Here is an 18,928-nt window from a genome sequence, read left to right on the forward strand (position 1 = left end):
AATTGAGGATTGACAGAGCGAGTCATTCAATTTAATATAATCATAGCGGAAAACTATGAATAAAATCAGTATCAATAAACCCACTAAAGGAGACTACAAATGGCTGCCCTCCAAACGTTTAAAGCATCTGCTCATCTGCAAAACGGAGTTCAAGTGAAAGTAGCATCCCGAAACTTCGAGTTTATTATCGACGAGCCCAAAAACTTGGGTGGAACCGATACCGGCATGAATCCGGTGGAAGCTTTACTCGCCTCGCTGGGGGCATGTCAGTCGATCGTAGCTAGGGTATATGCACCCAAATTCGGGGTGAATCTCAAGGATTTCTTTGTAGATGTAGAAGGCGATATTGACCTGGATGGCTTTTTCGACAAATCAGAGGTGCGTCCGGGCTATTCCGATATTCGGTATACATTCCGTATCAAAACAGATTCTCCCCAAGAGCAGGTTGAAGCATTTGTACAATTCCTGGAGAGCAAGTGCCCGGTTGGAGATACGTTGGCACATCCGGTTAATCTCAAGTTGGACAGAATTATCATCGAAAACTAAGCAGCCTATTAGATATAACAAAAGCCCGCGTTTTTCGCGGGCTTCTGTCATAACCTGATTAACTCGGCTATTAACTTCGTATGGCTTCCAAAGTTAATCTATCGTTATTAACTTTATTTTAACGGAACCTCCATCTCCAGCTCCTGAATATAATTTTTCACGATCTCCCCATCGGCATCCAGCTTATACGCTCCACTTGTTGCACCAGGTACTTCCATCTCGGGATAAAACGGTTTGATTGTTATCGATTTAGCATCACCATTAATCGGAGTTAACACGATGTCCTTATATAGTGCTTTTTCTTTATTGTTTACATCTGTACCAAATGCTGTCCACCAATCCAGCTGACGGCCGCTGTCATCCACAAACTCATACAGAATACGAGAAAGCTGCTCGGTTGTATCTCCCTTCCCAATCAGTTGAATACGAGTTGAAGTTGATGTAAGACTTATTTTACCAAGCTCAAGAGTTATGTTCCCAGCCTGTTTGGTCAAGCTGCCTGTTAACACCACTGGTTTGTCTGCTGTCTTTTGCATTGGAAGTTCAACAATGTAAGGTTTATCCACCCCTGCAAGTTTTACCTTTAGTTTAAGCTGAAACTTCTCTGGAAAAGTGTAGCCTTTGCCGCCTAACCATGAAGGATCCGTAATTTTAACACGAACACTTTTAGAATGATCTCCAGGCCCCCACCCCAGGTTAGGCCTTTGCCCAAGAGTTTTTCCACCAAGCTCCATAATAGATTTTCCGTTAATATAAACGTCAATAGACTCAAGAGTCCCTTCATCCATAGGCTTGCTTTCATCTCCTGCACCGTTGTACACGAAGCTGTTCTTTAGTCCCTTGCCCGTCCGGTCGATTGAAATATCAATAAGGTTTCCGTCAAACACAGCTTTTTTCACCTCAAGCGTAATTCCACTCTGAGTCACTCGAACCACGTCCGCTTTAATCGCATTCTTCCCTTTTTCTCCAGTAGCTTGAGCTGCCGCAGCATCAACCGTTGTTGCTTGGTATCCCCAAGCCCCGCCTCCAACTAACAATCCTGTTGCCAAAGCTGTTACCGCAATCATTTTAGATGTGTTTTTCATGGTTTATCGTCTCCTCTAATCTCGTATAGTTTCTGTATCTCTGCTTGATCCACCGGAACGGTGATCTCCAGCTCGTTGATATAATTTTTAATGACTTCCCCGCGCTCGTTTAGCTTGAAGTGTCCTGAAGAGGATGAAGGATCCTCCATTTCAGGCAAAAAAGCTTTCAGTTTGATCGATGAAGGAGCCTTTGCCATACGTTCAAACAGCACATTATAACGAAGCTCTCCTGCGTGGCCGGTTTCATGCGCACCATATCCGCTAATGAAACCCAGCACATTGCCCCTGTCATCCCAAAGTTCGAACCATAGCCGGCGCTGCCATTCCTGATCACCCGAAACAACACTTAACAATACTTGGGTTGTAATCGGTGTGAACTGGATTTCGCTTAAGGTCAGCTTGTGGCCTCTCCATTCTCTCGACTTCTGAATGGTGGACATGACTTTGGCCTGCTGTTTACGTACTGGAAATTCCATCACAAATGGCTCCTCAATCCCCTCCAGACCAATCTGAACTGTCAGCGTAAATGCATCTGGAAGTGCTGATGTGAACTGTTGCGATGCGGAAAGTGGTGTTAATTCATAAATAGCTGTATTTGGATCGGAAGTGGGTATTACTTTAAAGCCCATATTCCATCCATTGTCCTGCCGATCGATGGGACGTCCATCGATCTGTGCATCGAAGGAATGAATGGCTCCTTTAGGATATTTTGACTTTGTTCCGTTTCCCGTAGAAATTTGGTCAAGAATACCGCCACTTCGTTTTTCTCCATCACGAGTAACTATCATGGATAGCCTTATGCCATCGTAGACAAGCTCTGGAATACGGAGAGTGATTCCATCATGGGTGGCGCTGGCTTCCACGACATCTGCAAGACCGCTCTCCTCCAAGGTTTGCAGGCCTAAGTCGTCAGCGGCCAGTTTAAACAGACTGCCGATGAGTGGAACACTTTGCAGTGATGCTGCTATGGTTGGTGATACAGCGGCACCGCCCAGCAAGCTGCCTATGGCAACAATCATCACCGCTACAGCTGTCAAAAGGAACCTGTAAACCGGGGACACAGAACGAACAAACTTTTTACGGTGGTGACTGCGTTTTTGCATCGGGAGAACCTCCAGTGCGGCATAGACCTCTTCCTGACGGTGGCGAATCATGTCGGGTACCTTACCCGCATTCGCTTTACCCAATTCCCGCAGTTCCTGATCAAGATCACGTTGATTCAATCGCACTCTCCCCTTTCCAATCCATTTGTTTCGCAAGCACCCCGCGTGCTCTGTGTAATCGTGCTTTGACAGCACCTTCCGACAGTTTCAGAACACTCGCTATTTGTTTGATCGGCAAATCCTGATAATAGAACAGATGAATAACCAAACGTAACGACTCGTCCAGATTCTCAACAGCTTCCCTTAAATCTTGCTGCCTGCTGTTTACAAAATGTGTTAGATTGCCGCGTGTTTCAGTCTGCTCAGGCAGCTCCGCCATGACAACGGTTCGTTTGCGCATACGGAGCACCTGATTACATTCATTAATGAGAATGCGAATAAGCCATGTTTTAAAATAAGCTGTATTCCGTAAACCGGTTATGCCTTTATATGCTTTCAGTGTTGTTTCCTGAAGAGCATCCGCGCAATCCTCATCCCGTCCCACAATGGATTTTGCCAAACTGTACAGCTCGGGCTCCAGCCTCCGGAATAGCTGAATAAAAGCTTCACGATCTCCCTGCTGTGCTCTTTTGACTTCTTGCTCCATAGTTTGATGCACGAATTTCACTCCTTCTGAGGGCCCTCTATTAAATTAGATGGACAAACACAGCAAAAGGTTATATGTAGGATAAAAATAAATTTACGTGATTCACTAAAATGCTAAAAAAACAGTTCATTAGGTCTTCTTTTTCGGATGAGAAAATTTGTTTCCAGCAAGCGCCTTTCTGTACGTAACACATGGCAGTGCAAAGGTAGCTTTAGATGCTACTGAGCAATTATCTAATGCAATGTATCCAAATCTCCTAAATACGCATCATTCAACGACTTCCTCTTACCCATCGTAGACAGGTGGCAGCTTTTTTTGATTCATCATAACAAAAAACCGTGATGGACATCTGTCCACCACGGTTGAATAATGAAATCTATTATTGCTTTTTACTTAACGATACATTTGCTGTTAACGTCTTGTCGATCGTCGTCCAGTTTACATAAGCACCCAGTATTTCATTAATAACGGAAACCGGAACTACGGTTTCGCCATTTAAAAGCTTTGGCACTTTACTATTGAACACTAGTTTATCGTTAATTGAATACACATCTGAACCAATTTGAGCACTTATATTTTTCGTGCCTAATTTGATTTGCGTTGTACGCGTCTTATTATCCCACACTACTGTACCGCCCAATAGCTCCGAAATTGTTCGAATCGGTACGTAGAACTCATCGTTATGAACAACCGGTTTGATTAACGTACCACCTACATTCATTGCAACGTCAACATATTCAAGGAAATCGGTCTTTCGAATGAGTCCATGAACCCCTTTAGTTCGGTCTACCACCTGAGATACTTCATAATCCGTTGCGGCCGATAGGTACGCATAAGCTACACTTCTATCCATATCAAGCTTATCGGATAAGAACTGAATCGATTCACGCACTGATTCTTTCATTGCTTCATCCAAATCAGGGTCCAGTCCAATGGGAATCCAATAATCCTCTGTTTCAGCAAAGGGTTGCGTGAATTCTCCACGATGTGGTATTGATGGATCACCTTTCTTTAACACCGTTAACCGAACTGTCCCCCTTAAGGAAGCTTCCAATGCAGTTAACGCTACTTCTCCATCTCCTTGAGCAAAGTGCGGATCTCCAGTATAGAATAGACCGCCTTTAACTTGAATCGGATAATAAATAGTTGCACCGACACCTAACTCATTAATATCCATGTTCCCTCCTGTTTCTATAGGTGGGATAGAACTCACTACTTCGCTGGTATTTGGTGCAACCCCCATAACACCTAGAAACGGGTTAATTGGGAAACGTACATTTTTTCCAGTTTTTGTTGGTAATAAACCATACCAATTACCGTTGATTTCTTCAATAGGAGTAAATATAGATACATTATTATATAATTCCGGTTTTGTTGCGCTAGCTCCCTCTTGTGGGCCTGTATTTTCTGGAAATTCGTTAGGAAGGGCACCTTTACCATGGCGGTTAGAAATGACACCATAGGGAACTCGAGTTTGCAACGAAAGGACTTCTACTTTAAGAACATCTCCTGGCACCGCTCCCTCAACCGCTACTGGCCCAGTGATAATATGAGGTCCGTCTTTTACATAATCATGCTGAATCGCAGAAGAGGCAATTGCCTTCGCATCATTCAACACTCCATCGGGAGAGATACCGAATTTGCCGAAGTACTCCACTGGATTTCTCCCTTGATCCTCGATCAGTCCCTCATGCGATACCGTATCAAATGTTACAGCACTTCCTGATGGTACAGTAAGAATCGGAGAGCTATCTCGATTAGGCAGTGATCCCCAGCGAATGTTCCCAATCGCAGACGTTACATAATAATCACCTTCTACCTTATCAAGGGTTGTTGGTTGCAGCGGCATACTAAAGCCCACTGAAGGTAGAGCAAATGCAAACATACCTATAATCCCTACTGAAACCCCAAATTTCCTAATTGTTCGGTTAATAAACATTACGCTCCCCCTCTGTGATATGTAATATTTCCTAACACAAACAAACAATAACATATAACTACATTTTCAACAATATATTATTGTCAGTAAATATAACATTAAGTAAATGCATACCAAGAAAAACTGATAAAAACAAAAAAAAATGTAAATATACCTAACACTAAAATACATATAAAACACAAAAACATATAAAACTTAAATACATTTCGAAAACTTGATAAACACCCTTCAGAGATTTGAACAAACAAAATCAAGTGAGTTGGAGCGACTTGATCAGTTAAGAGGGGAACGCGGTGGCGACGGCGGAAGAATAAAGACTAAGAGCCCGCGTCAAAACCGTGGGCTTCTTTGTGCTTCCATTGCTTCTGTATAACTTCAGATGCTAATATCCCCTACTTTTGTAACATTAAGATTTAAATTGTTTTCTCGGCATACTTCGTAAAGGTTGTTTGATAGGATAGGTTTGAAGATATTTATGTAGTCCAGCATAAAAAACTCATGGTCGCCAATTCGCTCCTCATGCAGACAGATTCGAGATACAACTTTGACAATAGTGGAGGTTGCTGTACCGATGCAGTAATGGACACTTTGCGCCCATATTACGAACATTCATGATCAAAAATAACCAAACGATCCAGCTGACATCTTCGTTTTTTTACTGCATCCATACTGATCCTGTTTTCTTACATTCATTTACTTGTCCCACTTTCTTCTAATACTTATAATAAAATCAAAGTGAGGTTTACATATATAAAAAGAGGAGTAATAGTAATGAATTTAAAACGATTCAAATGTGCTGCCGTGGCACTCACAATTCTGCTTGTTGTGCAACTTTCAGTCATTGGCGGCTCTTCCGTGTCTGCAAAGGCTACGGAGCAGCCGTTACCTGAGCCTGAATGGACTTTTAAGCTCCCAAAGGGGTACACACTCAGTAGTTCATACAATAGTGTACAGAGCGCGAACCGTGTGTTCTTTGATGTACAGAAGAAAGTGGCTCTCTCGCCTTCAAAGTCCGTTTTCACAAATTTTCTTTATGGAGCCGTCGATCGCCAAAAAGGTACTCATTGGATTTACGACTATTCGGACATCAAAAAGGATAAACCTTTCAGTGGCTCTGAACCATATTATAGCAAGGATGGTTACAGCTACTTTTACAAAAGAAACGACAATGGAACAGAATATAGACTCACAGGAGTCGATCCGAACGGGAAGCTAAAGTGGACGAAAAAAATTAACAATCCATTTCATTTGTTTGTGCTGGATAGCGGAAATATCTTAATTTACTATTCTATCTATTCTTCAACAAGTAAGACCTCTATCCGTTATTTTGAGGAGTACACTAATAACGGATATCCTGTACGGAAGCTCAAGATTGATAAAGGCCTGTTAACTACAGGGGCACTTCAAGTGGTGTCCAATGGATTCATTCTTCATACTTCTGACCAAAATCACACTAGGATCTACCCTAACCTCAATGCCCTTAAAGTCCCGCTAGTTCAGTACAACACTAATAAAATCGAAGTGATGCCATTTCGTGGAGGCTCCTTTTTGGTATACCAGTTTAGTAAAAATGAAGCTACAGTAATCGCATTTACCTCCGAAGGCAAAAAGAAATGGGTGCGTTCTCTTCATCCCAAGGATAAGATCAGCATTACCGGCAACAACTATCTAATCCAAAGTAACGGGACTGTATTCAGCCTCTACAACAAAGACAACCAGTTGTTAGGCAAGCAACAGCTTGGGAATATCGGTGACACTGACTGGCTTTCCCGCATCACATCTTCGGGCGATATCACTGTGGAGAAGCAGTATCAGTGGCAGGAGCGTCCGGCTATTATCGACGAAAATAATTTCAAAGGGGATTCAGCTCGGGAGGATTTCTACGTGCTTGACCCTGTGAATTTACAGGTTAAATACCACCTTGCCACGTTGTGGTACGACATCGATGTTGGCCATGATTATATTTATGCGGGTAACGGCGAACTCTATCTTACAGACCGTTGGTTTCGCAATACCCTTGCAAAATATATACTTAAATAGCACAGCAATTGGCTAATATACCAGATCGGATTCGCTTCATCAAAAGAATGGTACTATACGAAAATGCTACTTCAGTACCTGCTCGAATACAATAATGAGAGAGAATTATTGATTCTGGAATTAAAATTTATAATTTCAGGAGATTACTCCCCTTCCTAATTAATCAACTGTCGATTAACGTAATTGCCAACCAAAGGCCGTACTTTTTCACGGGCTTTGGTTGGCAATTTTATTTAGTGAAGGCACATGTCGTGGTTTCAAACCTCTTCAATTTAAATACTCGAAGGGCCGGACATGTTCCAGAGGCCTTAACTATTTTCGGAAAGATGCGCTTGGTGAAAATGGTTGTGGATCAGGCGTTGAAGCATTAGAGGAACGGTTCGTGAAGCCGGATTCTCGAATGTGAAGCTATATTCCGGAAGCCGAGCAACTGAATCAGTTATGAGGGAATGAAATGGCGGCAGAGATGAATAACGTTTCCTCGATAAAACAAGGAGCCTGCGAAGAACGCGGGCTCTTTGGCATTGCGGATATTTGAATAAATATGCTCAATTATGATTTAGGCATTCGTCAGTGATTACAATTCGCGAATTCATTCTATAGACTTAATTCGATTCCTTCTAAGGCTTGAGGTAGGAAGGTCAGTCACTCTGGAAGTATGAATGAATTCTCGATGAGGTTTTTAATTTTTTTCTGCTGTTCTTCCATAACCACTACCTCTTTTGAGAGTTGATTAAAGAAAGAATAATGGCTTTTTATACCTAACATTATTAAATATAGAGCGCCTTCAGAGCGACTGTTTATATGGCCACTTGTAATTAAATCATCGATAATATTCATAACATCATCTGAAATACGCACTGGAACTATATTTTCTCCAGCCTCTTTATTGTCATAATTTTTTTGAGCTGATAAACGTTGGACCGCCTCTTCAGTAAGTAAATTTTTTTGTATAAGATCCTCAAGAATTGAAGCATCGATTGGAACACCCATTTGCATTGCACGTTCAAGCTTTTCTTCCGTAGCTTTTTGAATATCCATTTTTCCACACTCCTTTTTGTTCATATTAAAAGAACTATAAACATACGCTAATTATTTTCAAAATACTTAAAAAATCTAACGGTTTCATTATAATCTTCTTTGTCGGAATAAATGTTCAACATGTTCCCTAACTCAATCGCAAAATCTACATATCCATTAGCTTTTGCAGTTATTATATTTCGACTAACTTTATATGTATCGACATGGTTTGTATGGTTGTCAGTATACTCTCTTCCTTCTAAAATCCCTGCTTGTTTAATAAGTTCCACTGCTGAACATATAGCACCAATATACTTTCGGTTAATATCTAACTTCTTGATAATTGATATTAGTTGCTTATTCCCTTCAATTGCTCCAATATCTCCTCCTGGAATAATAAGTACTTCTACTTCGTCCCAATCTACTTCATTTATATCTTTTTGGGGTTTAACTGCAAAACCTTCGTGGGAATTGACCATCTCGGAACTTAAACCCACTGTTATAATTTCCCCTTGCGTTTTCATTAGATAGGTTGCCAGCATGATTTCGAAATTGACAAATCCATCGTAAATTAAGACATGAGTATTAATGTTTACACCTGCTTTCATTTATTTTGAAAAATAGAAAAGAATGAAAAGAGAAATAATTCCGGAAATGTCCCTACTAAAATAAATGAAAATGTTCTTGATATGGCTTGTTCGTCCTGTTTCAAAATACACATATCAGATATAGTGGAGAATATGAAGAAATCCATGTGTCTGAGAGGTGAACGACTATGCCGGAGTCATATCATGAAACATGTAGAGCGGCGACTGCTTCGCTTCTGGTTTTATTCCGAAGATATTCCTGAGGACTGGAGAAAGGGACACAGCGACCATTTTTTCGATCTTACGGTGACCATTGACGCCGAATCACTGATCGTGCAATATACTGCAGGGCCAAGCAGATGAAGCAAAAGAGCCTACATTCGGAGACTAATTCTTGTTTATACGCTACCGACAGCCTGAAGGCCATAACACAGATTTCACGTTTTGAAGCTAGGGTGTAGTAAATAACAAGGATCACGGCTCTTACCTATCCACTATTTCAATTTACCTGCCCATTCACTGTTCTCCCAGATGGCAGGATTATTAATCACCTGACTCTCCCCACGCATAATGGAATCGTAACTATCCTTTCCAGATGTATACCAGTCCACAATAACTAACTTGCCTTTCAGATCTTGTACCAAGAATTCGGTAGACTCCGCATATTCACCTACATCCTTTATAATACGTGCATTCATTTTTAGATAGTAAACATTTTGCTCTCCTTCAACAATGTCTACTTTTTCAGCATCCATCTTGACCTCTTTTACTTGGTTATAGGTTAGGTTGTTCTTCCGAAAAAGATTATATTGTGATTTAATCTTTTTTTCCGTATAACGTTGGAAATTCTGATTATCTACATATCTACTAACGTCAAATTCCAGACCGTTCCATATGGCTTTGTAATATCCAGATAAAGCCTCTGCACAGAGTTCATAAGCCTTTTCAGTATCCAAAGTAGTTATACTTAGATTGTGGATCGTGTCCGTCCCTGTCTGAGTAGCAGAAGCCCCATGGTCCCCTTTGTTCATACTACGATCAGATTGTTCACATGCACTAGTGAGCCACATCGCTACGAACAATAAAACAAGGTAAGCATGCTTCATAGTATTCCTCCAAGGCTCAATTTTAGATTGCACAATATTTATTAAAATTTTATATAATTAACATAATTATTTACATTTTTACCTTCGAAGGATATACTCTAATATGAATGAATATCTTAATCATTCCTACATTAGGAGGGTATGTATGATGAAACGCTGGCTATCTTTATCTCTAAGTTTTTGCCTGGTTTTTCTGATGACAGCTCCACTTGCAGAAGGGAAAACGAATCAGGTTGGCTCTAGCGGGCTCTATGAAGTAAGTACAAGGGTTGCCTTGTATGCGAATATTCAAGGAGTGAAAACGTCTCTTCCTACCGTTGTTTTCGTTAGCGGATATGGTGACGATTCATCCGTCTGGTCTGGTATCCAATCCGAGATATCCCAAAAAACGTTAACTGTTTCTTATGATCGTGCTGGACTCGGCCTTAGTGACGATACTACCAAAGATAAAACAACAAAACAACAGGTGAAAGAGTTACATAAGCTACTTCGAAAGGCTAATATTCCAGGTCCATATGTACTGGTAGGACACAGCATTGGCGGATTAAATGTGAGAGGATTTGCTGACCGTTATACTAATGAAGTTGCAGGAGCTGTGCTGATCGATGCTTCTCACGAAAAGCAAGAGGAAGCTGTTTTGGCAACCTTGCCACCCGAATTTATTGAAATGTATCAATCACAGTTTACTGCGGAGGGAAATTACGCGGAAGTGACCAAGAGCTTTAAATACATTGAAAAACTGCGTTCGAAGGATGCTTTGAGAAATTTACCATTAACTGTAATCTCTGCAACAGAACACGGCATGGGTCCAGAAATGGAAATCAAATGGGCTGAAATGCAACAAGATTTAGCATCCTTGTCTAATCAGGCTACTCATGTCACTGCGCAAGGCTCAGGACACTATGTGTACCTTGAACAACCTGAGCTTGTGCAGCAAGCAATCATCTCTATGCTAGAGTAATAACTTATGTATCGGGGTTGCTCTGTAAAATAAGTTTTTGTAAAGATAACCGTTAATTCATGTTTAATGACCTACTTCAATCTTTCCTATAGAAAATCTTGAAGCTCGCGATAAGCGAGCTTTTTGACTTCCCTGTAAACAACCTGCCTCGATCAGATGTGCTTGAGGAAGAAGCATATTCCACTTAGATAACAGCAGAAAGAAATATGATATTGCTATCGGACCGTAATCCTAATTCGGCATTTCATAGTTACACACCACGCTTGCCTCCTGTAGGACATATGTCTCTTTTTCTACGAAAACGATTAAAAAAACTTTATAATCCACTCCCAATGATCGATATACAACAAATGAACATCCGCTTACCCCATGTTTTCAACCTGAAATCGATCTCAGGAATGCGGCACGGGAGAACAGAATCATACATATAACAGGTTGTTAGGAAAAAAAGAGAAAATTCTGTCTGGTGAACGGACAAGAGCTAACAAAGGAGAAGAAGATATGAAGGGACGAAGGAGTCACCAACGAAACAAACGCAGCATCTGCGTGAACTTGCTGTTATCCATGCTATTGTTGGTTAGCAGCTTGCCGCTATGGCCAAGCAAGGCAGCGAACGCTGCAGCAGAAGGGTCATATCTCTTATCCCTGAACAGACCGGTGTATAGCTCCTCATCCCTTGGTGGGAATACAGCCGATCTTGCCGTGGATGGAAACCTAAATACCCGATGGGAAAGTGCATGGCAGCAGGACCCTCAGTGGATCTATGTTGACCTTGGCGCATCTGCCTCCATCTCGAACATTTCGATTCAGTGGGAAAATGCTTATGCATCCGCTTTCGACCTTGAAGTGTCGGATGACGAAGTTAACTGGGAGCAAGTATACTCCACAACGAAGGGTCAGGGCGGTTTGACGGAAGTGGAGGTTTCCGCCGATGCACGATATGTGCGTTTATTCAGTCATGAACGGGCACAGCAAGCCTACGGTGTTTCTCTGTACGCGTTCGATGTGTATGGAACGGGCGGAGCAAATCCGCCTCCAAAGCCAGTTGCCGTCAACCTTGCCCTTGGTAAATCGGTTATGGCATCGTCGGAAGAGATAGATGAACCTAGCCGCTCCGCCGAAGACAAGGCCAAGATGGAGAAGCGCAATTATGAAGCGCGCAATGTGACGGATGGTGACCCAGGTACACGCTGGTCTTCCATTTACAAGGATCAGGAATGGATTGTTGTGGACCTTGGCAGGCCTCATGAAATCGGTGGAATTTCGCTGCTATGGGAAAATGCGTTTGGACGTGCTTATGACATTCAAGTATCCAACGACGCAAAGCAATGGACTACGTTGGTTCGAGAGTTACACAGCAACGGTGGACGAGATGACATTCCTGTGTATGCAGAAGCCAGATATGTAAAGTTCGCAGGACTTGGCCGAGGTACAACCAACGGCTATTCACTATATGCCTTTGATGTGTATGAGTATATTCAAGGTGATGAAAAACCGGTCTATACCATTCCGACCCTGCCTGAAATGTCTTCGGTACAGGTTGGGGCTGGCAGTTACGCCATTAATGACATCACCATGCTGCAACCGAAAAACCCGAAAAATCGCACAGCCGACATTACCGCGCCGATTCCATCCAATGACTGGTGGCAGTCGATTCTCGTTTCGGATTTAGGAGATGGAAACAGTCTGGTTACACTTCCGTTCAAAAACCGATACACCAAGCAAGGGCTTCATATTTTGAATCCTGGTGCGGGATACCTCTCTGCTGACGGCAACTCGATGGATGCCGATGGTGAAGCTGACCTTATCCTGACGACAAGCAATATGAACCCGGCCAAGGTCAATACCAAGGTAGCAGGATACGGGGATTATTCCGCAAACATCATCATGAGTGATGATGACACGGCGAAGGTCAATACAACCTTTGTCAAAGGCTCCCCTTTCCTGTACAACACGTTCGAGAACCCGGACACCATCCTGCTCCGTTCACCGAACATCACACGCCTCTTTGATGATCAAAACCGTGAGATTGTACTGCAGGATGGGGAATCCTGGACTGGGGATCACATCGGTGTAGAAGTCACCAATCAGGACAGAGCACCTTCGCCGCAAACCTTTATAAAAAACTATGGCCTTTATGCAACAGAAGGAACCACAGTTATAAAGCTTGGCAATACACTTAAGATTAAGCTGGGATCAAGCGGAAATTATTTATCGCTGGCTACCCTGCCGTCTGCGTCAGAATTAGCATACTATTACCAGCATGCCTATGCTTTTGTGACGGATACGAAGGTGAACTACGACTATAACGAGAGCACTTCACAAGTTACAACGACCTTCAATTCCGTTACACAAACGAAGCGTGCCAACTTTTCAGCGAACACATTAATGGCTTTGTTTCCGCACCAGTGGAAAATTGCAACAACTCCACTCACGGAGCTCACGTATCCTTCCATTCGTGGAATGATGAAAGTGAGCGAAGGCAACAGTTTTACGACACAGGATCGTTTCTACGGCATTATTCCGCAATTTGTGGAGCCGGATGATCCGACATACTCACGCGCGCAATTAATCAGTTATCTGGACCAGCTTGATGCGGATACGTCAGGCAATGTAATGAGTGAAGATCCGTACTGGCAGGGGAAAAAGCTTCATCCGCTTGCGCTCGGTGTGCTCATTAGCGATCAGCTTGGTGATCACGAACGACGGGACCACTACCTGTCCCTGTTAAGAAGCATTTTGACCGACTGGTACACCTATTCACCGGATGAACGTCTGCACTCCTATTATTTTTATTATTCGGAGCAATGGGGAACGATTTTCCCTTATGGAAGCGGGTTCGGGGTCAATACCGGGCTGACGGATCATCATTTTACGTACGGCTATTACGTCTTTGCATCTGCGGTGTTGGCTATGTATGATCCAACTTTTGTACAGGATTATGGCGATATGGTTGAACTGCTGATCCGGGATTATGCCAATCCTTCGCGCACAGACGATCAATTCCCATGGATGCGTAATTTTGATCCTTATGCAGGCCATTCCTGGGCGGGCGGTTATGCCGACAATCGCAGCGGAAACAATCAGGAAGCTGCAGGCGAAGCTCTGTTCAGTTGGGTCGGGCAATATATGTGGGGCGAGGTAACAGGGAATAAAGCCTATCGCGATACAGGCATCTGGGGCTTTGTCACCGAGGAAAAAGCGGCTGAGCAATATTGGTTCAACTACGATGGAGACAACTGGCTAGAAGGATACAAACACGCTACTGTAGGTCATGTATACGGCAGTGCTTACCTGTATGGCACGTACTTCTCCAACGACGCAGAGCATATTTACGGCATTCACTGGCTGCCGCCGGCGGAGTGGATGACCTATTATGGCCGTGATCCGAAGAATACCGCGGCACTCTACAACGGTCTGATCAAGGATCTTGGTGGTCAGCAGGAGCGCACATGGCAGCACATCATTTGGCCTTTCCAATCCATCGGGGACCCACAGGCTGCTCTTGCGAAGTGGGATACCAAAGAGATGCAGCAAAACGAAGTCTTTAACGCCTACTGGTTCATGCATAGTATGGCATCCACAGGAACACGTACAATGGATATTTGGGCTGATTCTCCGGCAGTAACTGTCTACGAAAAGGACGGCGTCTACACAGCACAAATCTGGAATCCGTCCGATACCGCCAAAACGGTTCACTTTTATAATGCGAGCGGGGCTTTAGGGTCAGCTACTGTATATGCGAAGGCTCAAGTGAAGGTCAATCCATTGGAGCATACGGTAGTCAAGCAGCCAGATGCTTCACAAGGCGTTACTTATCTGGATCGCAGCACATGGACGATTACCGCCTCCTCCAGTTCGGAAGCAGTGGAACGCATGATTGATGGAGATTTGGCTACCCGCTGGTCATCCGGACAAACGCAACAGCCTGGAGACTGGCTCCATATTGATCTGGGCAGCGAGCAGATGATGGATACACTCTTTATGAACTCCGGCAATAACTGGGGTGATTATGCCCACGGGTATGAAGTTTACGTTTCGGAAGACGATGAGAACTGGAGCAAGCCGATTGCACAGGGAACAGGCTCATCTCCAAGCCTGTCCGTCGATTTGGGGATGCAGACTGTGCGTTATATCAAAATTGTATTGACTGCTCCCGCAGACAGTTGGTGGTCCATCTCGGAACTCAAGCTTGCCCGATTTGGGAAATCGGCTCAAGCACCTGAGCATCCAAATCCAGCTCCAGTCCCGTTGCCTGATCGGTCAACCTGGAACGTGACCGCTTCCTCCACACAAGGAACGGATGTCGCAGCTCACATGCTGGATGGAAAAAAAGAGACGTTATGGACGAACGGACGAAAGCAAACGGGCGGACAGTGGATTACGATTGATCTAGGGCAAACGAGTCTTTTTGACGCGGTAGAGCTGGACCCGGGGAATGCCAAGGATGACTATCCACGGCAATATCGCGTTTTTGTGTCCGATGACGGGCAAAACTGGGGAACATCTATTGCAGGAGGTGAAGGCGTGTCAGGACGTCTCTCCATCTCCTTCTCTGAGCAGCAGGCACGTTATGTGAAGATCGTGCAGACGGGTGAATCCGACCAATGGTGGTCGGTCTCTGAGTTGTTCGTTCAGCACTATGGAACAGGAAAACAAAAACGTCTGCTTCCGGATGCATGGTCCGTCACAGCGTCTTCAGGTAACGAAGCTTCATCGTCGATACTGGATGGCTCGGACCAAACACGCTGGACTTCCGGCCAGACACAAACAGGCGGCGAATGGCTTCAACTGGATCTGGGCCACTCACAGACGGTGAACCGGATTGTACTGGATAGTGCTCACAGCGGTGATGATTATGCTCGTGGTTATGAAGTATTCACCTCTCTGGATGGCATGGATTGGGGTAAAACTGTAGCTACAGGTGAAGGGAAAAATGCCATGCTATCCATTGCATTCCCTCCTCATGAGGCCCGCTATATCAAAATAGTTCAGACTGGAACGGACTCTCACTGGTGGTCTGTAGCTGAAATCGCAGTTTATACCGCTGATCAGACGCCTTGGACACCCGGAGAACAGGATGAGCTGTTGCCTACCGAACTGGATCGGACGTCTTGGACAGTGACAGCTTCCACGTCTGAAGACGTTAGCGCACTGCTGGACGATAATCTGAACTCACGCTGGACCTCTGCATCTGGACAACAAACAGACCAGTGGATTCAGATCGATCTGGGAAGCATCCAGAATTTCAGCCGGTTAACTATGGATTCAGGCAGCAGTACCAATGACTACGCCCGCAGTTTTAAAATCGTCACTTCGACGGATGGCGAGCAATGGAATATGGTTTCAAATGCTGTGGGCACAGATCCTGTCATCTCCGTGATGTTCACGAACCAGAAGGCACGATATGTCAAAATCGCTTTGACTGCTGACACTGCCGAATGGTGGTGGTCTATTGCTGAATTGAAGCTGTACCGTTGATACGCTGAAGCTATGCTAAACCTTGAAAGACTCATATTTAGCACATCTCATAACTAAAGATGTAAAAAAGCACAGGGACCTCAAGCCACGATCGGCAAGAGATCCCTGTTTCCTTGTGATATATGGTAAACTGCCACATCGTTAGGCTAATCATTACTTTTTGATTTTACCATCATATCCAAGCTTATAAATCGTACCTTTCTCAAACGATAGGAGTGCAAGACCATCCCCTACTGTACCTATAAATCGATCATTTGCGTCTAAAGAACGCAGCTTGTTCTTCTTGCCTGTATAACGATTATAAATATACAAGTCACTCTTATTATTGCCATTCTTGTCTACCGAAAAACTTCGATAATAAAACTTATTATTTATATATGCTACGGGATCAATATACTCTTTAGAGGCAAATGTTTTGTTTATGCTTGCATTTAAATCGGAAAAATGACCTTTGTAACTATAGCCTCCGTCTACGATCTCCAAAAAGAACATAACATTCCCATAAAATTCGTATAACTCCACACCTTTAGAAGATAAGTTCTTCAACCCTGTACCATCTAAATTCATACGATAAAACTTGTCATTATCCCTGTTTGTATAATAGATATATCCGTTGTTTATTTTAAAATTATAAAAAGGAGATTTAGACAATATCGTTTGTTCGTTTGAACCATCTGTTCTCATTGAGCCAAAAGACAACGCATCAAGCGTTTCCGCAGTCCTTTCATCTTTAACAAAATAAATCGTATCCCCTACAACAGTAAACCTTGCAAAATTATCCTCTTTGTTCAGTAAGGTTAATGTCGAACCATCTTTCTTAATTTTAGCCATCTGTCGATTCCAAGGGTCTTGCTCATTTTCAATCAGAAAATATATCCACTCTCCAACCCATTTCACATCTGAAACTTGCTTAGGGAATATAGACTCTGTTTTGCTTTTATTACCTGTGAATGTTGTAACGTTGATGCCCATCAAATCTCCGTCATCTTCATAACCTTCCCATACTAAAGTTTTACCGGAATCCTCAGCCCCGTATGCAGGTACAACACCAAACAACATGATCACGCTTAATAACGCCACTAACCACTTTCTTCTCATTTTCTTCTCCCTAAAATATGTATTTTCCTACATCGCTATTGTAAATTGGATTCGTAAATAGAACAATCATTTCACTCCAAATTCTCGCTGTAATTAGAAAATGCCTCCCACCATAATGGCAAGAGGCTCTGATTTTTGCACATCATATATTATAGAAATTTCGTTAAGTGATGGTTAGACCACCGCTTGCATATCCGGCAATCGTTGAAGCCACATCAAGTCCGGCGGTTACTGATGCAGAGAAGACCATAAGCAAACGGTCACCGGCGGCTACCGGGATACTCAAACCTGTAGTCAACCCGCTGGAGATCGTGCCTAATGACAATACGCCTGTCAGTGCTGGTGACAAAGTTACAACTGCTCCTGGTACAGCCGTAAAGGTATTATTCGGTGTAGTGGAACGGAATAATTGTGCCGTCAGCGTTATTGTAGAGCCGACCAAGCTAAGTCCCGCTGTCGTGCTAAAATAAGCAGCCAGTGAAGTAATCGTCCCCGCACGGGATGCCGAGAAAGCAAAGTTAAGCAAGGTTCCTGCAGCACCTGTGAGATCAATAACTCCGCCGTTAATCGATACTCCAGATGCATTATTACCAAAACCAACCAGGCTGGAGGTATTTAAAAGTCCGCCCAGTACTGTAGTTAACGAAGCTGGCAGTCCTGATGCATAAGGGATAATAGCTCCGGAACCTGTTGCTCCGGTTGCACCTGTCACTCCCGCCAGACCCGTTGCTCCGGTCGCACCTGTCACTCCTGCCAGACCTGTAGCTCCGGTCGCACCTGTCACTCCAGCCAGACCTGTTGCTCCGGTCGCACCCGTCACTCCCGCCAGACCTGTTGCTCCGGTTGCACCCGTCACTCCTGCCAGACCTGTTGCTCCGGTCGCACCCGTCACTCCCGCCAGACCTGTTGCTCCGGTGGCTCCTGTCGCGCCTGTGACTCCAGGGGTACCAAGCAATTCGGAAGAAACCAAACGATGTGCTGTTACCAAAGAGCCTGTGCTGCTCTTTCCCCATACGGAAACTTGAACAGGATCATTAACCGTCGCTGTTGTAGTAAACGTGAATTCAAAGGCATCCAGATTAGCAAAGTAGTTGTTCGTTATTACTTGATTTGGCGCGATCTCCAAAGATTCACTGACATACAAAACTCTCAACCCGCCACTCATATAATACCCTTGTATTTGTACAGACGAGGCTGTAACTTCACTGCGGTTATCAATTCTAACCGTAACGGATTGAGTGGGTCTTACCCCACTAACAGCATTATTTTCGATCGGCCCTGTCGATAAAAAGCTCATCGCTACATTCCCTTCTTTC

14 protein-coding genes are annotated in these 18,928 nt (G+C 43.7%); 5 read left to right on the plus strand and 9 right to left on the minus strand.

What is annotated here, in order from left to right; translation table 11 throughout:
• The first annotated feature begins 99 nt into the window (after nucleotides 1-99).
• Entirely contained in the window at nucleotides 100-546 is a 447-nt protein-coding gene (locus EC604_RS03010; protein WP_091028202.1) for an OsmC family protein, read from the plus strand.
• Nucleotides 547-659: 113 nt separating this feature from the next.
• Here the strand turns inward: EC604_RS03010 and EC604_RS03015 are convergent, their stop codons facing one another.
• The 4 genes from EC604_RS03015 to EC604_RS03030 form a co-directional block, all read right to left on the minus strand.
• On the minus strand, nucleotides 660-1,631 hold the full coding sequence (locus EC604_RS03015) for a DUF5643 domain-containing protein (RefSeq protein WP_123062669.1): 972 nt from the start codon (nucleotides 1,629-1,631) through the stop codon (nucleotides 660-662).
• Entirely contained in the window at nucleotides 1,628-2,854 is a 1,227-nt protein-coding gene (locus EC604_RS03020) for a DUF4179 domain-containing protein (protein WP_123062670.1), read from the minus strand. Before EC604_RS03020 ends, EC604_RS03015 begins: the two co-directional genes overlap by 4 nt.
• Nucleotides 2,841-3,392, minus strand: a complete 552-nt coding sequence (locus tag EC604_RS03025; RefSeq protein ID WP_345789248.1) for an RNA polymerase sigma factor — start codon at nucleotides 3,390-3,392, stop codon at nucleotides 2,841-2,843. The genes EC604_RS03020 and EC604_RS03025 overlap by 14 nt, the downstream gene beginning before the upstream one ends.
• A gap of 367 nt (nucleotides 3,393-3,759) precedes the next feature.
• A complete protein-coding gene (locus tag EC604_RS03030; RefSeq protein WP_123062671.1) occupies nucleotides 3,760-5,319 on the minus strand; it encodes an acetamidase/formamidase family protein in 1,560 nt (519 codons plus the stop codon).
• Between the two features lie 771 nt (nucleotides 5,320-6,090).
• On the opposite strand from EC604_RS03030, the gene EC604_RS03035 reads away from it, so the two are divergent.
• On the plus strand, nucleotides 6,091-7,359 hold the full coding sequence (locus tag EC604_RS03035; RefSeq protein ID WP_123062672.1) for a hypothetical protein: 1,269 nt from the start codon (nucleotides 6,091-6,093) through the stop codon (nucleotides 7,357-7,359).
• A gap of 645 nt (nucleotides 7,360-8,004) precedes the next feature.
• On the opposite strand, the gene EC604_RS03040 is transcribed toward EC604_RS03035, so the two are convergent.
• Both EC604_RS03040 and EC604_RS03045 read right to left on the minus strand, forming a co-directional pair.
• Nucleotides 8,005-8,400: a hypothetical protein gene (locus tag EC604_RS03040; RefSeq protein ID WP_123062673.1), complete on the minus strand. Its 396-nt coding sequence runs from the start codon at nucleotides 8,398-8,400 to the stop codon at nucleotides 8,005-8,007.
• Nucleotides 8,401-8,447: 47 nt separating this feature from the next.
• Entirely contained in the window at nucleotides 8,448-8,987 is a 540-nt protein-coding gene (locus EC604_RS03045) for a DJ-1/PfpI family protein (RefSeq protein ID WP_275670016.1), read from the minus strand.
• Nucleotides 8,988-9,170: 183 nt separating this feature from the next.
• On the opposite strand from EC604_RS03045, the gene EC604_RS29825 reads away from it, so the two are divergent.
• Nucleotides 9,171-9,329 carry a hypothetical protein gene (locus tag EC604_RS29825; protein WP_161556842.1) on the plus strand — a complete coding sequence of 53 codons (159 nt, stop codon included), beginning with the start codon at nucleotides 9,171-9,173 and terminating at the stop codon, nucleotides 9,327-9,329.
• Between the two features lie 131 nt (nucleotides 9,330-9,460).
• Here EC604_RS29825 and EC604_RS03050 read toward each other — a convergent pair whose 3' ends face one another.
• The gene (locus EC604_RS03050) at nucleotides 9,461-10,072 is read right to left on the minus strand and encodes a hypothetical protein (RefSeq protein WP_123062674.1); all 612 of its coding nucleotides are present in this window, start codon (nucleotides 10,070-10,072) and stop codon (nucleotides 9,461-9,463) included.
• A gap of 148 nt (nucleotides 10,073-10,220) precedes the next feature.
• On the opposite strand from EC604_RS03050, the gene EC604_RS03055 reads away from it, so the two are divergent.
• Both EC604_RS03055 and EC604_RS03060 read left to right on the plus strand, forming a co-directional pair.
• A complete protein-coding gene (locus EC604_RS03055) occupies nucleotides 10,221-11,033 on the plus strand; it encodes an alpha/beta fold hydrolase (protein ID WP_161556843.1) in 813 nt (270 codons plus the stop codon).
• Between the two features lie 501 nt (nucleotides 11,034-11,534).
• On the plus strand, nucleotides 11,535-16,514 hold the full coding sequence (locus EC604_RS03060; protein WP_123062676.1) for a discoidin domain-containing protein: 4,980 nt from the start codon (nucleotides 11,535-11,537) through the stop codon (nucleotides 16,512-16,514).
• A 153-nt stretch (nucleotides 16,515-16,667) separates the two neighbouring features.
• On the opposite strand, the gene EC604_RS03065 is transcribed toward EC604_RS03060, so the two are convergent.
• Together EC604_RS03065 and EC604_RS03070 are read right to left on the minus strand one after the other, a co-directional pair.
• The gene (locus tag EC604_RS03065) at nucleotides 16,668-17,612 is read right to left on the minus strand and encodes a DUF5050 domain-containing protein (RefSeq protein WP_123062677.1); all 945 of its coding nucleotides are present in this window, start codon (nucleotides 17,610-17,612) and stop codon (nucleotides 16,668-16,670) included.
• Between the two features lie 163 nt (nucleotides 17,613-17,775).
• The gene (locus EC604_RS03070; RefSeq protein ID WP_123062678.1) at nucleotides 17,776-18,909 is read right to left on the minus strand and encodes an exosporium glycoprotein BclB-related protein; all 1,134 of its coding nucleotides are present in this window, start codon (nucleotides 18,907-18,909) and stop codon (nucleotides 17,776-17,778) included.
• Nucleotides 18,910-18,928: the final 19 nt, after the last annotated feature.

The organism is Paenibacillus amylolyticus (assembly GCF_003719335.1).
Taxonomy (GTDB): Bacteria; Bacillota; Bacilli; order Paenibacillales; family Paenibacillaceae; genus Paenibacillus; species Paenibacillus amylolyticus_D.

What these genes read in the sequence shown, in the direction of transcription:
- EC604_RS03010 (WP_091028202.1), top strand. Translation starts at nt 100, where the DNA reads ATGGCTGCCCTCCAAACGTTTAAAGCATCTGCTCATCTGCAAAACGGA.
- EC604_RS03015 (WP_123062669.1), bottom strand. Translation starts at nt 1,631, where the DNA reads ATGAAAAACACATCTAAAATGATTGCGGTAACAGCTTTGGCAACAGGA.
- EC604_RS03030 (WP_123062671.1), bottom strand. Translation starts at nt 5,319, where the DNA reads ATGTTTATTAACCGAACAATTAGGAAATTTGGGGTTTCAGTAGGGATT.
- EC604_RS03035 (WP_123062672.1), top strand. Translation starts at nt 6,091, where the DNA reads ATGAATTTAAAACGATTCAAATGTGCTGCCGTGGCACTCACAATTCTG.
- EC604_RS03040 (WP_123062673.1), bottom strand. Translation starts at nt 8,400, where the DNA reads ATGGATATTCAAAAAGCTACGGAAGAAAAGCTTGAACGTGCAATGCAA.
- EC604_RS03045 (WP_275670016.1), bottom strand. Translation starts at nt 8,987, where the DNA reads ATGAAAGCAGGTGTAAACATTAATACTCATGTCTTAATTTACGATGGA.
- EC604_RS29825 (WP_161556842.1), top strand. Translation starts at nt 9,171, where the DNA reads ATGAAACATGTAGAGCGGCGACTGCTTCGCTTCTGGTTTTATTCCGAA.
- EC604_RS03050 (WP_123062674.1), bottom strand. Translation starts at nt 10,072, where the DNA reads ATGAAGCATGCTTACCTTGTTTTATTGTTCGTAGCGATGTGGCTCACT.
- EC604_RS03055 (WP_161556843.1), top strand. Translation starts at nt 10,221, where the DNA reads ATGAAACGCTGGCTATCTTTATCTCTAAGTTTTTGCCTGGTTTTTCTG.
- EC604_RS03060 (WP_123062676.1), top strand. Translation starts at nt 11,535, where the DNA reads ATGAAGGGACGAAGGAGTCACCAACGAAACAAACGCAGCATCTGCGTG.
- EC604_RS03065 (WP_123062677.1), bottom strand. Translation starts at nt 17,612, where the DNA reads ATGAGAAGAAAGTGGTTAGTGGCGTTATTAAGCGTGATCATGTTGTTT.
- EC604_RS03070 (WP_123062678.1), bottom strand. Translation starts at nt 18,909, where the DNA reads ATGAGCTTTTTATCGACAGGGCCGATCGAAAATAATGCTGTTAGTGGG.